This window comes from Streptomyces sp. NPDC088785 (assembly GCF_044750685.1).
In the GTDB taxonomy this organism is placed as follows: domain Bacteria; phylum Actinomycetota; class Actinomycetes; order Streptomycetales; family Streptomycetaceae; genus Streptomyces.
The window spans coordinates 53,414-70,221 of record NZ_JBIVKH010000017.1 but is presented as its reverse complement, the minus strand read 5'-3'; the positions used below and the strand labels follow the sequence as shown (position 1 = coordinate 70,221).

The window sequence follows — 16,808 nt, the reverse complement described above, 5'->3', positions numbered from 1 at the left end:
ACCGAGGCGGGTTTCCTAGCCGCCTCCGGCCGCGGGTGACTGGGGCGCGGGCGGTCGTCCTACAGTGAACGCGCGGGTGAGCGGGTCGACCCGGGCCGGCAGCGGCGTCCCCGGGGTGACGCCGCCGAGCCGGAAGCGCGGGACGTCGCTGCCGCACTCGAAGGGTTCGAAGCCGGGCCCGCTGACCCGCATCAGGAGCCGTATCTGCGGGTGTTCGTCGTTGGTCGGCGGCGCCGGGGCGACCGTCAGGACGAGGGCGGTCGCGTCGACGCCGAGGGCGGCGAGCCGCAGCGTGGCCCGCCGTTCCTCGCGGGCGGACAGGACGGTGGACCACCCGACGGCCGCGACGTACGCCGCGGCCAGGGCGAGCCCGGCGCCGACCCACACCCACCCGCCTCCGGTCTCGCCGAGGCCGGCGATCGTACGGACGGTGACATACACGAACGCCCCTCCCGCCCCCAGGAAGAGGACCGCACCGACGGTGCACGCGATGGCGGTGATCACCGGGCCCTTGGGGTCCAGCAGGACGGGTTCGGCGGCGCGGGCGGTGGGCATGCCGGCACCCTAGGGCGCCGGCGCCCGCCGCGTGCGGGTTCCGGTCCATCTTCGGCCGTCCGCCGGGGGAACGGGTCGAGCGGGCGGGAAGGGGCACCGCCGTTCAGGCGGGGGCCCGCAGGACCAGGCCGGGGTGGACGGCCCGCGCGTCGGTCGGGACGGGGTGGTTGGCGGTCAGGAGCCTGCGACCGTCCGGGTGTCCGTAGACGCGCCGGGCCACGTCGTCGAGCGTCTCGCCTTCCTCGACGGTGACGAAGCGCGGGGTGATCCCCTCCTGCCCGGAGTGCACCCGGTCCTCGACCCCGGTCACCCCGAAGACATTGCCCAGGGCGAGGAGGATCTTCTCCTTCTGCTCCTGCACGGCCGCGTCGCCCTCCACGACGACCGTGTTCCCCTCGACGCTCACCCGGAAATGGTCGTGCGTCAGCTTCCTTACGGATCTCTGCCCCGGCGAGGCCCGAGAGATCACCGCGCCGCCGTACACCGGGGCTGGCCGGCCGTCGGCTTCGGATCCGGGGCGTCGATCGCGAAGAACCGGCTGTCGGTCCCGGTGACCGTCCGCAGCTGGGGCGTGGCCTTCCGTCCGTCGTCCCAGGTGCACTCCACCGTGTGGACCCCGGGCGCGGTCCGCCCGAAGACGAACCAGCTGGATCCGGTCGGCGAGAGTTTCCCCCAGCTGCTCTCGACCTTGCGGTCCCCGGCCGCGTTCAGGGCTCCGTCGTCCACGAACGAGCGCCGCTCACCCACCTTCAGGTTGGCGAAGAACCAGTCCTTGCGCACCAGTTCAGGCCCTCCCGCGCCACCCGCACGCTGCACGTCCGGGTACTCGACCTCCTGCATCGCGTCCCACACCCGGCCCGCCTCCCTGGCGTCGCCGGCGCGTTGCCACACGTCGACGCTGAGGGTCCAGGGCTTGCCGTCGAGCCGCCCGCTCGCGATCACCTCCGTCAAGGGCCGGGGCGCGGCCCGCTGTTCCGTCGCGGCCGGTGCGGCGCCGGAACCCTCGCCCAGCGTGGACGACGCGACGACACCGGCGGTGCACACGACGGCCAGCGCGACGACCGCTCCGGTGGCCCGGCGCCTGTTCCTGCGCCGTCGGCCGCCCACGACGATCGCGTCGACGGGCGCGTGGGTGATCTGGACGTCCTGTGCGGCTTCGGCGAGCAGTTCGGAGATGTCGGTGCCGGTGTCCGTCATGACGTCCGTCCTTCGTGCAGCACGTGAGTCGAGTCGGTGTCGGTGTCGCTGTGGGTGCCGGTGCTGGTGCCGGTGCCGGTGTCGGTGTCGACGCCGGTTCGGGGCAGCTCGATGGCGGACCGCAGTCGGCTGATCCCCCGGGCCGCGTTGCTCTTCACGGTGCCCACGGAACATCCCATCGCGGCCGCGGTCTGCGTCTCGCTCAGGTCCTCCCAGTACCGCAGCACGACGGCCTCCCGCTGCCGGGCCGGCAGCTGGGCCAGCGCGGCGACCAGGTCGGACCGGTCGTCGGCCTGCGCGATGCGGTCCCCGCTCTCCGGCAGGTCGCGCCCGAGCTCGGCGCCGTCACCGCGCGAGAGATACTCCTTGAGGCCCCTGCGGTACTTGCGCGCGTGCGTGTTGACCATGATGCGTCGCACGTAGGCGTCCGGGTCCCGGGCCTCCGACACCTTCCGCCAGGCCACGTACGTGCGCTCCAGGCACCCCTGCACAAGGTCCTCCGCCGCGTACTGCTCCCCTGTCAGGAGATACGCGGTCCGCATCAGCCGCGACCACCGCCCGATGACGAACGCGCGGAAGTCGTCCGCCCCTTCACCGGCTTCTGCCGCCGGTCCTGCCGTGTCTCTCATGGCTCACCTCCTCGCACGTCAGAGTCCACGGACGGCGGAAACCGTTGCATGATCGCCCGGCGTCAGGCCCGATACGGGTCCTGGCCCTGAGTCCTGATCCTGGGTCCTGGCCCTGGTCCCGGTCGGCATCCGGGCAGGCGCGACCAGCGGGCGGGCCAGCCGAGGGCGTGGCCGACCTCCGAGCCGGTCACAGCATGCGCACCTCGCTCTCGGGGAGCTTCGCCCACCAGTGGTGGTAGCGGCGGTAGACCTCCGCCTCACGGCCGCCGAGGAACGACCTCAGGGACCGGGCCTCGGCGGCGAGTCCGTCCCACTGGGCGGGTGAGAGGGAGTGGAAGGCCGTGGCCTCGACACCGCCGTCCACCGGGCGCCACACACCTGCGACGTAACCGTCCACCAGCAGGGTGGGCAGGACGTCCCCGTTCCTGCGGATCACCAGCGGCCGGTAGGCCGGGGGTATCACCCGGCTGCGATCGGCGTGGGCCAGCAGCACGCTGTCCCACATCGCCATCAGCCGGGGCGGCGCGGGCGTGTCCGCGGGTGGCCTGGGGGCTGCGGGGAGGTCGAACAACGTGCTGCCGTCCGGCCCCTGGAGCTGCTCCACGTCGTCGCCCAGGGCGCGCAGCGCCTCGCGGACGGGTGCCCGCTGCACCATGGCGAACTGGGCCACATCCGCCACCGAAGCGGGCCCGAAACCCGCAAGACAGCGCAGCACCAGGGTCCGCAGCGCGTGGGGATCCACCGCCCGCCCCACCGGGAGGGAACCGGTCCCCGCCGGGACGGATCCGGTCCCCGCCGCGACGAAGGACGGCCGCGGGCCGAAGGACCACGGGCCGCCTGTCGGAGCGTGGTGCATCGGCGCGTAGGCCCTCAGCCCCCACCAGGCCCCGTCCTTCTTCTCGGCGCCGACCCGCTCCTCGACCCACGCCTGCATCTCCGCCGAGGTCCGCGGCCGGCGGGCGAAGGCCAGCAGCTCCGGCACCAGCTCGTCGGCGTCCGCGGGGAGCAGCCCCGCGTCGGCGAAGCGGAAACCGAGCCGGGAGGCGTACAGGGTGGGCTGCATCGCCGCGCGCAGGACCGGATAGTCCCCGGCGTGCACGGCGTGCAGCGTGATCCGCATGAGGGTCGCCTTGACGACCGTACGCCCGGCGAAGGCGGCGTCGAGTTCGGCCGGTGCGAAATCAGCGATCCGGTTCCACAGCGCGAGGTACGGCGAGGCCGGATGCTGCGCCTGGAGGGCGACCACGCGCCGCATCGCGTCGGGGAGGGGCAACGACACGCGCTCCAGCAGCAGTTGGCGAGCGAGGGTCGCCCGGTTGAGTTCGCGCGCGGTGATCATAACGGCGCAGGCTACCGCCCGGCCCCCCGTCCGCCTCGCGGTGGGGCGTCGGCGCTGGACCGCCCGGAGACGCCGACCACGAGGGTCGCGCGCCTGCCCGGTTCCGACGAACCCCGTGTCCACTTCGCTTCGGGGCGACGACTTCGATATCGAAGCCGCCGGTGTTCTCGAGGTGGAAGACGACGGCCGGGATGCGCCGGCGGGACGCCGGTGGGCGGGTGACGGTGTGGAGCGGGCGGCCCCCTCTCCACCGTCCTCCCCCAGGGCCGGCATGGCGGCCGGACGCACAGCGGACCCCCGAACTATGGTGTCCCGCCACATGTGCGGCTGACCTGCGGATTCCTACGGTGTGGCGACACGTACACGTCCCCGTCACGCCCCAGGAAGTGGTGTTGATGTCGTCCCCCGCAACCGCTCCACCAGCCCCGAGAAACCTCAGGCGCATCGTCGCCGCGTCCCTCATCGGCACCACCATCGAGTGGTACGACTTCTTTCTCTACGGCTCCGCCGCCGCGCTGGTGTTCAACAAGCTGTTCTTCCCCGGTTCCGATCCGCTCGTCGGAACCCTCCTCTCCTTCCTCACGTACGCCGTGGGGTTCGCCGCCCGGCCGCTCGGTGCGCTGGTCTTCGGACACTACGGTGACCGGCTGGGACGCAAGAAGCTGCTGGTGATCAGCCTGCTGATGATGGGCGGCGCCACCTTCGCGATCGGGCTGCTGCCCACGCACGCCACGGTCGGTTCGGCCGCGCCGGTGCTGCTCACCGCGCTCCGCCTGGTCCAGGGCTTCGCGCTCGGCGGCGAGTGGGGCGGTGCGGTCCTGCTGGTGTCCGAGCACGGGGACGCCGAACGCCGCGGCTTCTGGGCGTCCTGGCCGCAGACGGGCGCGCCGGCCGGTCAGCTCCTCGCCACCGGTGTGCTGTCGGCGCTCACCGCGCTGATGTCCGACGCCTCCTTCACGTCGTGGGGCTGGCGCATCCCGTTCCTGCTGTCCGGGGTGCTCGTCCTGGTCGGCCTGTGGGTCCGCCTCTCCGTCGACGAATCGCCGGTGTTCAAGGACGCGCTGGCCCGCGCCGAGGCCCGCAGGGCGGCCGACGCGGACACCGTGGAGAAGATGCCGCTCGTCGCGGTGCTTCGGCACCACTGGCGCGACGTCCTCGTCGCCATCGGCGCCCGGATGGCGGAGAACATCAGCTACTACGTCATCACCGCCTTCATCCTCGTGTACGCGGTGCAGGCGGCCGACGTCTCCAAGCAGACCGCGCTCAACGCCGTCCTCGTCGCCTCCGCCGTGCATTTCGCGGTGATCCCGGCCTGGGGTGCGCTCTCGGACCGGATCGGCCGTCGGCCGGTGTACCTGCTGGGGGCCGCCGGGGTCGGCCTGTGGATGTTCCCGTTCTTCTCCCTCGTCGACACGGCGAGCTTCGGCGGTCTGGTGCTCGCGGTCACCGTCGGTCTGGTGCTGCACGGGGCGATGTACGCCCCGCAGGCCGCCTTCTTCTCCGAGATGTTCGCGACCCGGATGCGGTACTCGGGGGCCTCGATCGGTGCGCAGTTCGCCTCGGTCGCGGCCGGTGCGCCGGCCCCGCTGATCGCCACGGCGCTGCTCGACAGCACCGGCGGGTCCACGATGATCTCGCTGTATGTGATCGTCGCCGTCGTCGTCACCCTGATCGCCGTCGCCGTCGCCAAGGAGACCCGGCACCGCGACCTCGCCGACGTCGGGGGGACCGGCGGCGCCGAGGCGGTCGGGGCTCCCCGGCCGCCGGCCGACGCCGCGCACCGCGTCTGAGGCGGCCGCGCCCCCGTGCGCCCCTCCTGTCACAGGAGGAACGCACGGGGTCAGCGTATGTCCGGGCCCGGGTCCGGCCCCGCGTCCGGGTCCGACAGCCGGTGCAGGCGCAGGGCGAGCCGGATCTCCAGCGACCGCTCGGGTGACTGCCAGTCGGGGCCGAGCAGATGGCCGATCCGCTCCAGGCGCTGCGCCACCGTGTTCACATGGACGTGCAGGGCGTCCTTGGTGCGGGCGGGGCTCGACCCGGCCGCGAAGTAGGCGTCGAGGGTGCGGACCAGATCGGTGCCCCTGCGGGCGTCGTAGGAGACGACCTCGCCGATCGTGCGGGTCACGAAGCCGGAGACGTCCCGGCTGTCGGCGAGCAGCAGGCCCAGGAAGCCGAAGTCCTCGGCGGCGGCGCCCTCCCCCGCCCGGCCCAGCACGCGGAGCGCGTCGAGGCAGCGCCCCGCCTCCGCGTAGGCGACGGATGCCGTCTCGGTGCGGGTGGCGAGCCGGTCGACCGGGGCGGAGGCGCCGACGGTGACCGTCCCGTGGGTCGCGGTGGACAGCCGCTTGGCGACCAGTGAGGCGAGCCCGGACGCCGTGCCGCCCGCGGCCAGCGGGAGCAGCAGCACCGTGCCGCCGTCCCGAGCGGCGGCCAACCCGTGCCGGGTCGCCGCGAGATGGCCCGCGGCGGCCCCGAGGCGGCGGCGTGCGGCCGCCTCCTCCTCGGCGTCGGCCGCGACGGTCTCCAGGCGGGCCGCGAGCACGACGTGGGTGGCGTCCAGGTCGGCGGCGAGCCGGGCGGCTCGCTCGCGCAGCAGCCGCGGGTCCCGGTCCCGGGCGTCGAGGAGGTCGTCCAACAACTCGCCGCGGACGCGCTGTTCTGCCTCGGAGGCGGAGCGCCGGGCGAGCAGGAGCAGCGAGGTGACCATGGCGGCGCGCTCCAGGGTGCGCTGGTCGACCGGGTCCAGGTCCGGCTGGCCGCGCAGCACCAGGGCGCCGAGCAGCTCGCCGCCGGCCGCGACCGCGGCGACCCAGTCCTGACCGCGGCGCACCGCGTGCCCTTCGGCGCGGGACGCCTCCAGGGCCTGCGCGGGCGCGGCGTCCGCGTCCGTGAACTCCACGGCGCCGTCCAGGACCTGGGAGACGGCGGCGGCCACGTCGTGCACGCCGCCGCCGCGCAGCACCAGCTCGGCGAGCCGGTCGTGGACGTCGGAGGCCCGCTCGATGACCTTGCTGCGGTCGCGGATGATCTCGTTGGCCCGCTCCAGGCCGGCGAGCGCCTCGCGGGTCTCCGTGAGCAGGTTCGCCGCGTCGATGGCCGCGGCGGCGAGCGCGGCGAAGGAGCCGAGCAGCGCGATCTCCTCGCGCTCGAAGACCCGGGTCCTGCGGTCGGAGGCGAACAGGACGCCGATGACCTGGGAGCCCAGCATCAGGGGCACTCCGAGGATGGCCTGGAGGCCTTCGTCCCGGACCCCGGCGTCGATGGCGCTGGTGTGCTGGAACCGTACGTCCTGGCTGTAGTTGTCGGTGACGTACGGGCGGGCGGTCTGGGCGACCAGCCCGCCGAGTCCTTCGCCCATGCCGAGCCGCAGCTGCTGGAACCGGGCGGCGACCGAGCCTTCGGTGACGCGCATGCGGGTGTCGCCCCTGAGCGGGTCGTTCAGCGTCAGGTACGCGACGTCCGTGCGCAGCAGGGAGCGGGCGCGCTGCACGATGGCCTGGAGGACGGCGTCGAGGTCGCGCAGGCCCGCCAGGTCGTGCGCGGTCTCGAACAGGGCGGACAGCTCGGCCTCGCGGCGCCGTCTGCCCTCCATCTCCTCCCGCACCCCGAGCGCGAGCCGCTTCGCCGCCTCCAGGGCGGCGATGCGGGCGGCCGGTGCGCCGTCGGCGCGTGCGAGGAGCACGGGCTGCTCGTAGGCGTCGGCGGACGCGCCCCGGGCGAGCAGCTCCAGGAACGGGGCCTGCGGGTCCCCCGCGTCCTGCGGGTCGGCGGCCGCGGCCGTGTGCGGTTGAGGGTGCGACATGCTCACCAGGATTACCCGTCGTACGGCCGGCCCCGCCAGCCCTGTGGACAACTCGAACGATCACGGAACCGCGGCCACTCGACCGAGTGACCGCAGGCGCCGGGACGTTCATGGGACGGCACGGGAAGGGACGTCAGGGGGGCGCCGCGTCAGTGGGCGGTCCAGCCGCCGTCGAGGACCAGCGACGTTCCGGTCATGAACGACGCCTGCGGCGAGCAGAGATGCGCCACCGCCTCGGCGACCTCCTCCGGTTCGATGAGCCGCTTCACGGCGCTGTCCCGCAGCATCACCCGGGCGAGCACCTCTTCCTCCGGGATGTCGTGCGCGGCGGCCTGGTCGGCGATCTGCCGCTCGACCAGCGGCGTGCGCACGTAGCTCGGGTTCACGCAGTTCGAGGTGACCCCGTGCGCGGCGCCTTCCAGGGCGACCGTCTTCGACAGCCCTTCGAGGCCGTGCTTGGCGGTGACGTACGCGGATTTGTAGGCGGAGGCGCGCAGCCCGTGCACCGACGACACGTTCACGATGCGGCCCCAGCGCTGCCCGTACATGTGCGGGAGCGCGCCGCGGATCAGCCGGAACGGCGCCTCCACCATGAGGGTCAGCACGGTGTGGAACACGTCGGGCGGGAAGTCCTCGACGGGCCGCACCAGTTGGATCCCGGCGTTGTTGACGAGGACGTCGGTGCCTGCCGCCGCGGCTTCGGCGGCGTCGAGATCGGTGAGGTCGAGGACGTACGGCTCGATGCCGGGGGCCTCGGCGGCCAGCGCGTCGAGGCCGGCGGCGTCCCGGTCCACCGCCCGCACCTCGGCGCCCGCGGCGGCGAGGCGCAGGGCGCAGGCCCGGCCGATGCCGCCGGCGGCGCCGGTGACGAGCGCGGTGCGTCCGCGGAGGTCGAGCGGGGTGGCGGCGAGGGCGGCGGGAGGGGCGGAGGGGGCTGCCGAGGGGGGTGCGGGGTCGGGCGTGAGCGGGGTCATGGTCCGCACCCTAGGCAGTCCCCCGCCGCTCTCCCGATGTGCTCAGAACCCATACTTCACTATGCGGTCATGGTCTCGAACCACGTCGGGCCGTCCTGTACGGCCTGCTTGATCCGGAGCGTGCCGTGCTCGTCCAGGGGCGGCAGCGCGTCCCGGGCGAACCAGGCGACCTCCAGCGACTCGTCGTCGTTGACGCGGGCCTCGCCGCCGGTGGCCCGGCACATGAAGGTGATGTCCATGAACTGGCACCGGTCGCCGTTGGGGTAGGTGACCGGGCTCTTCATGGCCTGGACGAGGACGACACGCTCGGCGACGCACTCGACCCCGGTCTCCTCCAGCACCTCGCGCGTGGCGACGTCGGCGGGCTGCTCGCCGGGCTCGGCGATGCCGGCCGGCACGGCCCAGCGGCCGGTGTCGGAGCGGCGGCCGAGCAGCACCCGTCCCTGGTCGTCGAAGACGACGGCGGTGACACCGGGCAGGTAGAGCAGCTGGTGGCCCGCCGCGGCGCGGACGGCTCGGATGTATTCAGGGGTTGCCATGAGCGCGACCCTAACCGTCCGTCGACCGGCCGATCGAACCCGTCGAACCCGTCGAGGCGGTCGGGTCCGTCGGCGCGGGCGCGGTGCCGCGTCCCCTGCGGGACCGGACGGCCGCCCAGGCCAGCCCGCCGACGCCGAGCAGGGTCAGCAGCGCCTCGGGCCAGGCACCCACGCGCGTGGCGAGCGTCTCGCTGGTGCGCCTGGGCACCTCGGTGAGCAGCGTGTCCGCCTCGAACATGCCGGTCTTCTGCGCGACGGACCCGTCGGGGCGGATGACGGCGCTGACGCCGCTGGTCACCGGGACCATGACGGCGCGGCCGTGCTCCACGGCGCGCACCCGGTCCATGGCGAGCTGCTGATAGGTCATCTGGCTGCGCTCGAAGGTGGCGTTGTTGCTGGGCACCGAGAGGATCTGGGCGCCCTCGACGACCTGGTCGCGCACGACGTCGTCGAACGCGGCCTCGTAACAGGTGATGTTGCCGATCCTGGTGCCCGACATGTCGAAGACGACGGGCTTGTCGCCGGGGACGAAGTTGCCGGCCCGGTCGACGTCCTTGCTGAAGATCCGGAAGAAGCTGCGGTACGGCATGTACTCGCCGAAGGGCTGGAGGTGCCGTTTGTTGTACGTGGCGCCGGGACCGGTCCTGGGGTCCCAGAGGATCAGCTGATTGCGCTCGTCGCCGTTCTTGTCGGTGACGACGGCGCCGACCGAGATCGGGGCGCCGACCGCCTCGGCGGCCTTCTGGATCTCCTCGTAGGCGTCCATGTTCACGTACGGGTCGATGTCCGAGGAGTTCTCGGGCCACAGCACGAGGTCGGGCCTGCGGACCGTGCCGGCCTCGATCCTCGCGGCGAGCTTCATGGTCTCGCGCACGTGGTAGTCGAGCACGGCCCGGCGCTGGGAGTTGAAGTCGAGGCCCATGCGGGGCACGTTTCCCTGGATGAGCGCCACGCGCGCGGTGCCCGCCTCGGCGTCGTTCGACACCAGCGGCATGGCGGCGGCACCCACGAGCACCGGCGCGACGGTGCAGACCGTCGCGGCGACGACACCCCGGTCACGCCACGGACGGGCGCCGCGCGCCGGGCCCGCGCCGTCCGCGGCGCGCCCCTTCCTCAGCCGCGGGACGCGCAGGACGAGCGCGCCCAGACCGAAGCCGCAGAGCACCACCGCGAAACCGAGGAGCGGGGTGCCGCCCAGCGAGGCGATCGGCAGGAACACGCCGCTGGGCTGCCCGAAGGCGACCTTGCCCCAGGGGAATCCGTCGAACGGGAACCGCGCGCGCAGCGCCTCGTCCGCGATCCACACCGCACTCGCCCACAGCGGCCACCACGGAAGCCGCGACACGTAGGCGATGCCCATGCCGCCGAGGGCGAGGATCAGCGCCTCGGCGGCGGCGAGCGCCAGCCACGGCAGCGGGCCGACGTCCACACCGGTCCAGGACAGCAGCGGCACCAGGTAGGCGAGGCCGAACACGAGGCCCAGGCCGAAGCCGGCCCGCAGCCGCCGCCCGTGCACGGCGATGCCGAACAGGGCGAACGCCGGCGGCGCCAGCCACGGCAGTTCGCGCGGCGGGAAGGTGGCGTACAGGAGGAGCCCGGCGATCGCCGCGAGGACGACCGGCGCGAACCGCCGCAGGCCGGAGCGGCGTGCGGGCTGCGCGTCGGGCTCGTCGGACGGGGCGACGGGAGGTGCGGTGGCGGTCACCCGGGGAGTGTACGGCGCACGCCTGTGCCGCAGGTCGGCCGGGCTTCGGCCGCTCCGGAGCCCGGTTCGCCCCCCCACCTCCGGGCAGGACGGCACCGCGCGCACCCTCCCCGCCGCACGCACCCCGTCGGCTACCGTGCGCCGATGACGACGACGCCGGCGACCTCCGCCCTCGGCCCCGACTTCCCCGTCCCCGTCGAACAGCGGTACTTCGAGGACTACGTCCCCGGCGCCGCCTACCGGTACGGCAGTATTGCCGTGACCGAGGCGGACATCCTGCGGTTCGCCGGGGAGTTCGACCCGCAGAGCATCCACACCGACCCCGTCGCCGCCGCGGCGGGGCCGTTCGACGGGCTCATCGCCAGTGGCTGGCACACCTTGGCGACGGCGCTCGGCAGCCCGCCCTTGATCTTCGACACGATGCGCGAGCCGATGTTTCCGAGCGATGAGACGATCCGGCCCGGCAGTGACGAGAAGTACGAGACAGCCGACGAGCCGAGGGCGCGTGCGGCGCCCAGGGCCGACGAGCCGGCCGCGCGGAACATGGCCGCGCCCTGCCCCGGGAGGGCAGCGAGAGCGGATCCGATCCGCTCGGGCAACGACGCGAAGAACGAGACGGCGCTGCCGACGAACGCGGAGATCGCCGAATAGGCGGTCGAGGCGGCCGAGGAGAAGGCGCCGCCGATGCTGGAGCCGAGCGAGGCCAGGGCCGCGAGGATCTGGCCGGGGAGCTGGGTGAACAGGTAGATCACTGCGGCGAGCGCGGTGAGCAGCGCGATCCCGAGGGCCGCTACGGCGTTCACGAAGAGGTCGACGAGCAGGCCGGGCAGCGCGGCCAAACCGGTCATGATCACGCATGGCAGTGCCGTGAAGAAGCCGACCAAGCCGGTGAAAGCCGTGGTCGTCCACGTGCCGATGGTGGTGACCAGGTCGGTAAAGAACGTGCCGATGAACGTGCCCAGTGCGGTCAGTCCGGTGGAGATCAGCGTCGGCAGATTGACGATGAACGAGACGGCGCCGCTCAGGCCGGTGACCAGCCCGGTCAGCACGCCCACCACGGCCTGGATGACCGGGACGACGGCGCTGATCGTCTGCCACGACAAGAACCCTGCCGCGACCTGAAGAACACGCGCCTCAACCTGGACCGCGACGACGAGCGGGGCCAGGGCCTCGACGAGCTGGGCGACGACCGGCAGGAGAGGCAGCAGCGCCTGGAGGACCGCGTCGAAGGCGGCGAGCAGCGGCGGCAGGGCCGGCAGCGGCCCCTCGGCCAGGGCCATCGCCACCGGGACGAGGGCCTGGGCGATCCGGACCAGGACGTCGGCGAGCGTCGACAGGACGGGCGCCAGCATCCCGACCACCTGAGCGAGTTGCGGGGCGAGCTGCGCGACGACCGGAGTCATCGACGTCGACAGGATCGAAAACGCCTGGCCGATCTGGGGCAGGACCGGGAGCAGGGCGTCGACCAGCGCCGCGATGATCGGCGTCAGCAGCGTCGCCAGATTCCGTAGCGCGGGCGCGAGAACCGCAGCTACAACGCTGGCGAGTTGGCCGACGAGCGGCCGGATCGGCGCGAGACCGGCGAGGGCTGCGCCGAGGGCGTCTCCGAGCGGCCCGAGGGCGGGCTCAAGGAAGCCGAGCCCTTCGGCGAGGGCGCTGCCGACGGTGGCGAGGGCCGGGGCGATCGCGGCGAGCCCGGGGCCCAGCGCGTTGACCAGGCTGGCGAGCGCGGGCCCCAGCGCGGTGAAGATCGGGGCGAGCGCGGGCGCGATGGCCCCGACCTGGGTGACCAGCGCCGCGAGGATCGGGCCGAGCTGCGCGGCGATCGTGGCGATCGTCGAGAAGATGTCCCCGACGGCCGACTGGCCTGCGGCGCTGGCGACGAACTCCCGGAGAGCCCCGGTGATCGTCTGGATGTTGTTGAGCAGGCCGCCGCCCGCTCCGTTCGCCGCCTGGAAGACGCTGGCGAGGATGTGGCCGACGTTCGACGCGATCCCGCCGAGCTCCCGGAAAGCCGTGAGCGCGCCCTCGACCCAGGCGACGGCCTGCCCCGAGTCGGAGATCCGGGTGAGGAACGCATCGACCTGGTTGGCCGCTCCGGCGATTCCCGACCCGAGCCGTGCCCCGAACGCCTCGGAGACCGCCGCGGCGACGTCGAGGAAGCCCTGGGCGAGCGGTCCAACAGTCGTGTCGAGCTGGCTGACCGCGGAGCCCTGGTGCCGCCGATGACCTGCCGGATCGCGTTGAACGCGGCCGGGGTCTGGGCGAAGCGGAGCGCGGAGTCGGCTGCCTTGCCGAACTCGGTACCGACGCCTGCCAGGTCCGTCTTCAGCGGCAGCAGAGCGGTGATCGCGCCCTTGACCTGGTCGGCGAACTGGCTGAAGAACGCCTGCTGAACGGACTGCTGAACCTCTTCGAGGGAGGGGGCCAGGTCACGGACCGCGGTGACGGCCTGGCGGGCGGCCGGGGAGAGCGCCGCCAGCGCCTCCTCGAACTTCGTGGCGTCGCCCGAGAGGGCCGCGCCCAGCGCATCGCTGACGCCGACGACGGCCAGGCGCAGGGCGCCCATCGCGACCTGCGTCCCGGCGAGAACCGCCGGGCGCGCGGCGACGATCCCGGCGGCCGGGGCGAGCGCGGCCAGGAGTCCGCCGACGCCCTGGGCAGCGCTCGCCGCCGCGATGCCGATGGCACCGAACCGCAGGAGTCCGGCCAGGGCGCCGCCGACGCGGCCCGCGATCCCGCCGAGCCCGGCAAGGGAGCGGGCCAGCCGGTCGCTGTCGACATCCGCGTGGACCGTGACGTCGGGCGGCCGGTGCGCGCGGACCCGGGCGTCGAACCCGTCGAAGTCGGGGACGACCCGGATCGGGATCTCGACGCCGGCGAGCGCGGCGTGGATCCGCTCGACGAACCCGGTCAGGTCCGGCGCGACCGGGATGTTGATGCTCTCCAGGCTGCGCAGCCCGGTGAGCAGTCGAGCGTCGAAGCGGCGCAGGTCCGGCTCGACGCGGACGGTGACCGAGGCGGCGTTCAGGCCGCGCTGGATGTTGCGGCGGATCTGGACGCCGATGTCCCGCGTGCCGCGGTTCAGCGAGTTCTGGGTCGTTCGGGCTAGTTGGCAGCTTCGGCAGCAATCTCGGCGGCCATCTCGTCCAGCGCGGCAATCACCTCGGCGGCACCGAGCGCCGGTTCCCCACGGAGCACTGCACCTACCTCAGCCTGCGCCACACCAGCCTGCAAGGAGATTGCACGAATGGCCGGGGCGCCCGCGCGGAGACGAAGCTCGCGCCACAGGAGTCGTTCCTCTGCCCCCCGCGCCTCCCCGAGCGAGTACACCTGGCGTGATTCCAGCTCCCTCACGATCTCATCAGTCGACGCTGCCCCGATCGCCGACTTGAGAGCGTCAGAGACCTCGCGGCTGCTGTTGCTGTTCGAGGGAGCCGGCGGCTCCTCCACCGGCTCACCTGTCACCGGCCTCGACAGTAGTACGTCGAGCCACTCTTTCAACCGCTCATTGTCCGGATCGCGGTCGAGGGAGCGCCTGGCCTCCCGAATTGCGTGGAGCACTTCGTCGTCTTCCGATACACGGAGCTGCATCCTGTCCGACTCCACAGTCCGCGCCACCGTGGCACCATCCGGAGCTTCCAGGGACAACTCCCCGCGTGTCCGCAGTCGTGAACGCTCGACCTCGTCCTCGACCTGGGTTCTCTTCTGCATCCACTCAGCCTCGTCGCCATCCCAGGCGCGCACGAGTGCTGCGAGTACAGGGACTGACGGAATGCGCTGGCCTCGCAGAGCGGCATGAAGGGTCGACGGGGGCATGTCGTTCCTGGCGGCGATGGCCTGGATCGTCATGGCGTCGAACCCCGCGCTGTCACGCAACTGGCGCAGGGCAATGGCAAACCGGGCCTGAGGACCGTCATCAGGCGAGAGGGGCGTGGCACGACGTGGCATCTGGTCTACACCTGTTGTCTCGCGTAGAGCGCGTTTTATGCGCGGATTATCTCGCCCCTCTTATGCAGCGCCAAGGTCCTTGCGAGACTTCAACTCTCAATCCAGCGGCCGCCGGACGTCCCTAGCCTCGCAAGCATCATGAGGACGACCGGCGGCAGACCGCCGCTCTCGCGGCAGACAGGACGCAATGGTGCTGACGCCCTCTCCCCATGATGACCCCCGTATCCCCCTTCGCCGCAAGCCCCGTCTCAAGCTCGTCGTGATCGGCGTGATCGTGCTCGGGGCGGCCGCGGTGCTCCCGCCGGAGCATGTGAGCGCGGTCGCCGAGGTCGTAGGCGCCGCCGCCGCGTCATCGGTGATCCTGCGCGGCAAGCGCGGGAACGAACCGGCACTCGGCTAAATCTGTGCACGTCAAGGGCTCACCAGTTGAGGCTGGTGGGCCCTTGACGTGTGCGCCTTCCTGCCTACCTGGTCTTGGGGTCGTGCTCGCGGATGGTGCTGCCGGGGTACCGCTTGGAGACGCCCTCAGCGACGCTCCTGTGCTGCGAGGAGAACACGACCTTCTCCTTCGGCTGTTGCGTCTTCGGGTCGGTCACGGTGGTGACGACCTCGAGCTTCTTCTTGTTCTGGCAAGCGCACGGCATCAGTTGCCTCCCTTCGGTGCGGCGCTCGCGGTGAGCGCGGCGTCGGTTCCGGCGACGAGGGCGGCCATCTCCTCGATCTCGGCGCGGCGCTCGTCCTGGAGTGGCTGGTCGGGGGACTCGCGCTGGTCGAAGGAATCGACCTCGTTGCCAGCCGCGTCACGACGTCCGTGCTTCTCAGGCCGGACTCCGAAGACCCCAGACACACCGTGCTGCGCGCGCTGACTCCAATCCCGGCAAGGAATGACGACTTTGCTGCGATCGCAGAACTGACGGAGTTCCGCACGACACTGTGGAAAGAGTCGCCCACCGTTTTCCTGCCGCCCGCAAAAAGCTCGATCGCCTGAAGATGGGCAAGACCAGCGCCGGATAGACGCCTGGTCACTACCCGCGCTCAGAACAGGGCCATCGTGCCGAGCGGCCCCATGAGTGCCTCTTCCTGCTCGGTCTCGTCGAACTCCAGTTGTGCGGCGAACCGGGCAGGTCCACGATGTCGAGAGAGCCCTCGCAGGACACCAGGGCGCTGCCGAAGCGCTCGGGGCGCTCGCTCGGGTCGTGGCCCCACGGGCGGCCCTTGCTGGGCCGTCCGGCCACTATCCCGGCGGCGATCTTCCTGCCGCATGTTCCACACGCGATACGGGGCATCTTCACGCAAGCCAGTCTGACGTTGCCCGGCCTGCCGCGTACAGTGGAATGGCTCTCTAATCGCCTCCGTCGCTGAGCCAGACGTGCGCGTCCTCACCTCTGTCAGTTCGCGGTCATCGCTCACCTGTTCGGGCTCAGCTCGCTTCCCGATGACGTAAGCGGAATCAACCACTTCCGCAAGCCGGGGCTTTCTTCACCTCGGGATTATCGAGCATGAGACTAAACCATTTCCTCTCTACGGGTATTTCCATGCGGGTTTCGAGGGTGAGATGGCCGTTACCGGCACGTCGCCACTTCCGTCCATTGGCATCCGTGAAAAAAGCAAAGCTCACCCCCTGCACTATCGATGCATCGATAATGACCTCTCCGCCAGGCGCCCCCGCAAGCTCCCACCACTTGACACTGCTCTCCCTGAAGACTAGTTCCGTGCAGGGCGCCAGACGGGAAGTAGTCAGGCTGATTTCTGCCCCTTGATCATCAACCACGCTAGGGATCCGAACAAGTCCATAAACCCGCACATATATCGTGGGAACCGGATCTGGAGATCGGTTCAAAAGGTGCACTTCCCAGAGGCTTGTGGGCTTTTCGCAGCCCTTCTCCCGGCACTCTCCGCGGCCCGTCACCGACTCATAGGAATGATCGACTATCCAAACAGAGACGTTCTCCGCCTGAGCGCGTTCCTTTTGACGGCTCTCCTCCTGGGACTGGTGGAGCTGGTCTTTCGCGGTCTGCTGCCCCAGTAGGTTGTGACAGCTTGAGCCCAGAGCCCTCCGATGGCGGCGAGAGCGGCGATGCTAGTGGCGGTCATGGTGAGGATGTGGGACCACCTGG

Annotated in this window: 17 protein-coding genes; 5 read left to right on the top strand and 12 right to left on the bottom strand. The window is 71.9% G+C overall.

Annotation, left to right across the window (positions count from 1 at the left end):
• Window positions 1-15 precede the first annotated feature (15 nt).
• The 5 genes from ACIP5K_RS31920 to ACIP5K_RS31900 all read right to left on the bottom strand — a co-directional run bounded on the left by ACIP5K_RS31920 (window position 16) and on the right by ACIP5K_RS31900 (window position 3,720).
• Window positions 16-555 (bottom strand): hypothetical protein, encoded by a 540-nt coding sequence (locus tag ACIP5K_RS31920; protein ID WP_401415169.1) that lies wholly within the window; start codon window positions 553-555, stop codon window positions 16-18.
• Between the two features lie 103 nt (window positions 556-658).
• Window positions 659-961, bottom strand: a complete 303-nt coding sequence (locus tag ACIP5K_RS31915; RefSeq protein WP_401415167.1) for a hypothetical protein — start codon at window positions 959-961, stop codon at window positions 659-661.
• A 59-nt stretch (window positions 962-1,020) separates the two neighbouring features.
• Window positions 1,021-1,752 (bottom strand): hypothetical protein, encoded by a 732-nt coding sequence (locus ACIP5K_RS31910; protein WP_401415166.1) that lies wholly within the window; start codon window positions 1,750-1,752, stop codon window positions 1,021-1,023.
• The gene (locus ACIP5K_RS31905; RefSeq protein ID WP_401415164.1) at window positions 1,749-2,381 is read right to left on the bottom strand and encodes a SigE family RNA polymerase sigma factor; all 633 of its coding nucleotides are present in this window, start codon (window positions 2,379-2,381) and stop codon (window positions 1,749-1,751) included. The genes ACIP5K_RS31910 and ACIP5K_RS31905 overlap by 4 nt, the downstream gene beginning before the upstream one ends.
• A 187-nt stretch (window positions 2,382-2,568) precedes the next feature.
• Window positions 2,569-3,720, bottom strand: a complete 1,152-nt coding sequence (locus ACIP5K_RS31900; RefSeq protein ID WP_401415163.1) for a winged helix DNA-binding domain-containing protein — start codon at window positions 3,718-3,720, stop codon at window positions 2,569-2,571.
• A gap of 395 nt (window positions 3,721-4,115) precedes the next feature.
• On the opposite strand from ACIP5K_RS31900, the gene ACIP5K_RS31895 reads away from it, so the two are divergent.
• On the top strand, window positions 4,116-5,510 hold the full coding sequence (locus ACIP5K_RS31895; protein ID WP_401415161.1) for an MFS transporter: 1,395 nt from the start codon (window positions 4,116-4,118) through the stop codon (window positions 5,508-5,510).
• 50 nt (window positions 5,511-5,560) lie between these two features.
• On the opposite strand, the gene ACIP5K_RS31890 is transcribed toward ACIP5K_RS31895, so the two are convergent.
• The 4 genes from ACIP5K_RS31890 to lnt all read right to left on the bottom strand — a co-directional run bounded on the left by ACIP5K_RS31890 (window position 5,561) and on the right by lnt (window position 10,740).
• Window positions 5,561-7,522 (bottom strand): helix-turn-helix domain-containing protein, encoded by a 1,962-nt coding sequence (locus ACIP5K_RS31890; protein ID WP_401415159.1) that lies wholly within the window; start codon window positions 7,520-7,522, stop codon window positions 5,561-5,563.
• A 149-nt stretch (window positions 7,523-7,671) separates the two neighbouring features.
• A complete protein-coding gene (locus ACIP5K_RS31885) occupies window positions 7,672-8,496 on the bottom strand; it encodes a 3-hydroxybutyrate dehydrogenase (RefSeq protein WP_401415157.1) in 825 nt (274 codons plus the stop codon).
• A gap of 59 nt (window positions 8,497-8,555) precedes the next feature.
• The gene (locus ACIP5K_RS31880; RefSeq protein WP_401415155.1) at window positions 8,556-9,035 is read right to left on the bottom strand and encodes an NUDIX hydrolase; all 480 of its coding nucleotides are present in this window, start codon (window positions 9,033-9,035) and stop codon (window positions 8,556-8,558) included.
• A 10-nt stretch (window positions 9,036-9,045) separates the two neighbouring features.
• Entirely contained in the window at window positions 9,046-10,740 is a 1,695-nt protein-coding gene (gene lnt, locus ACIP5K_RS31875) for an apolipoprotein N-acyltransferase (protein WP_401415153.1), read from the bottom strand.
• Between the two features lie 144 nt (window positions 10,741-10,884).
• On the opposite strand from lnt, the gene ACIP5K_RS31870 reads away from it, so the two are divergent.
• From ACIP5K_RS31870 to ACIP5K_RS31860, 3 genes are all read left to right on the top strand, one after another.
• Window positions 10,885-11,391, top strand: a complete 507-nt coding sequence (locus ACIP5K_RS31870) for a MaoC/PaaZ C-terminal domain-containing protein (RefSeq protein WP_401415151.1) — start codon at window positions 10,885-10,887, stop codon at window positions 11,389-11,391.
• Between the two features lie 896 nt (window positions 11,392-12,287).
• Complete coding sequence (locus ACIP5K_RS31865) at window positions 12,288-13,136, top strand: hypothetical protein (protein WP_401415149.1); 849 nt, start codon at window positions 12,288-12,290, stop codon at window positions 13,134-13,136.
• Between the two features lie 392 nt (window positions 13,137-13,528).
• A complete protein-coding gene (locus ACIP5K_RS31860; protein ID WP_401415147.1) occupies window positions 13,529-13,852 on the top strand; it encodes a hypothetical protein in 324 nt (107 codons plus the stop codon).
• On the opposite strand, the gene ACIP5K_RS31855 is transcribed toward ACIP5K_RS31860, so the two are convergent.
• Window positions 13,849-14,691 (bottom strand): helix-turn-helix domain-containing protein, encoded by an 843-nt coding sequence (locus ACIP5K_RS31855; RefSeq protein WP_401415145.1) that lies wholly within the window; start codon window positions 14,689-14,691, stop codon window positions 13,849-13,851. The genes ACIP5K_RS31860 and ACIP5K_RS31855 overlap by 4 nt on opposite strands.
• Window positions 14,692-14,878: 187 nt before the next feature.
• Here ACIP5K_RS31855 and ACIP5K_RS31850 point away from each other — a divergent pair, with 187 nt between their 5' ends.
• Complete coding sequence (locus tag ACIP5K_RS31850) at window positions 14,879-15,091, top strand: hypothetical protein (RefSeq protein ID WP_401415143.1); 213 nt, start codon at window positions 14,879-14,881, stop codon at window positions 15,089-15,091.
• A gap of 64 nt (window positions 15,092-15,155) precedes the next feature.
• Here ACIP5K_RS31850 and ACIP5K_RS31845 read toward each other — a convergent pair whose 3' ends face one another.
• Both ACIP5K_RS31845 and ACIP5K_RS31840 read right to left on the bottom strand, forming a co-directional pair.
• A complete protein-coding gene (locus tag ACIP5K_RS31845) occupies window positions 15,156-15,335 on the bottom strand; it encodes a hypothetical protein (RefSeq protein WP_401415142.1) in 180 nt (59 codons plus the stop codon).
• Window positions 15,335-15,538: a hypothetical protein gene (locus ACIP5K_RS31840; RefSeq protein ID WP_401415141.1), complete on the bottom strand. Its 204-nt coding sequence runs from the start codon at window positions 15,536-15,538 to the stop codon at window positions 15,335-15,337. Before ACIP5K_RS31840 ends, ACIP5K_RS31845 begins: the two co-directional genes overlap by 1 nt.
• Between the last annotated feature and the right edge of the window lie 1,270 nt (window positions 15,539-16,808).

Coding starts and splice junctions, on each gene's coding strand:
- ACIP5K_RS31920 (WP_401415169.1), bottom strand. CDS start 555: ATGCCCACCGCCCGCGCCGCCGAACCCGTCCTGCTGGACCCCAAGGGC.
- ACIP5K_RS31910 (WP_401415166.1), bottom strand. CDS start 1,752: ATGACGGACACCGGCACCGACATCTCCGAACTGCTCGCCGAAGCCGCA.
- ACIP5K_RS31905 (WP_401415164.1), bottom strand. CDS start 2,381: ATGAGAGACACGGCAGGACCGGCGGCAGAAGCCGGTGAAGGGGCGGAC.
- ACIP5K_RS31900 (WP_401415163.1), bottom strand. CDS start 3,720: ATGATCACCGCGCGCGAACTCAACCGGGCGACCCTCGCTCGCCAACTG.
- ACIP5K_RS31895 (WP_401415161.1), top strand. CDS start 4,116: ATGTCGTCCCCCGCAACCGCTCCACCAGCCCCGAGAAACCTCAGGCGC.
- ACIP5K_RS31890 (WP_401415159.1), bottom strand. CDS start 7,522: ATGTCGCACCCTCAACCGCACACGGCCGCGGCCGCCGACCCGCAGGAC.
- ACIP5K_RS31885 (WP_401415157.1), bottom strand. CDS start 8,496: ATGACCCCGCTCACGCCCGACCCCGCACCCCCCTCGGCAGCCCCCTCC.
- ACIP5K_RS31880 (WP_401415155.1), bottom strand. CDS start 9,035: ATGGCAACCCCTGAATACATCCGAGCCGTCCGCGCCGCGGCGGGCCAC.
- ACIP5K_RS31870 (WP_401415151.1), top strand. CDS start 10,885: ATGACGACGACGCCGGCGACCTCCGCCCTCGGCCCCGACTTCCCCGTC.
- ACIP5K_RS31855 (WP_401415145.1), bottom strand. CDS start 14,691: ATGCCACGTCGTGCCACGCCCCTCTCGCCTGATGACGGTCCTCAGGCC.
- ACIP5K_RS31850 (WP_401415143.1), top strand. CDS start 14,879: ATGGTGCTGACGCCCTCTCCCCATGATGACCCCCGTATCCCCCTTCGC.
- ACIP5K_RS31845 (WP_401415142.1), bottom strand. CDS start 15,335: ATGCCGTGCGCTTGCCAGAACAAGAAGAAGCTCGAGGTCGTCACCACC.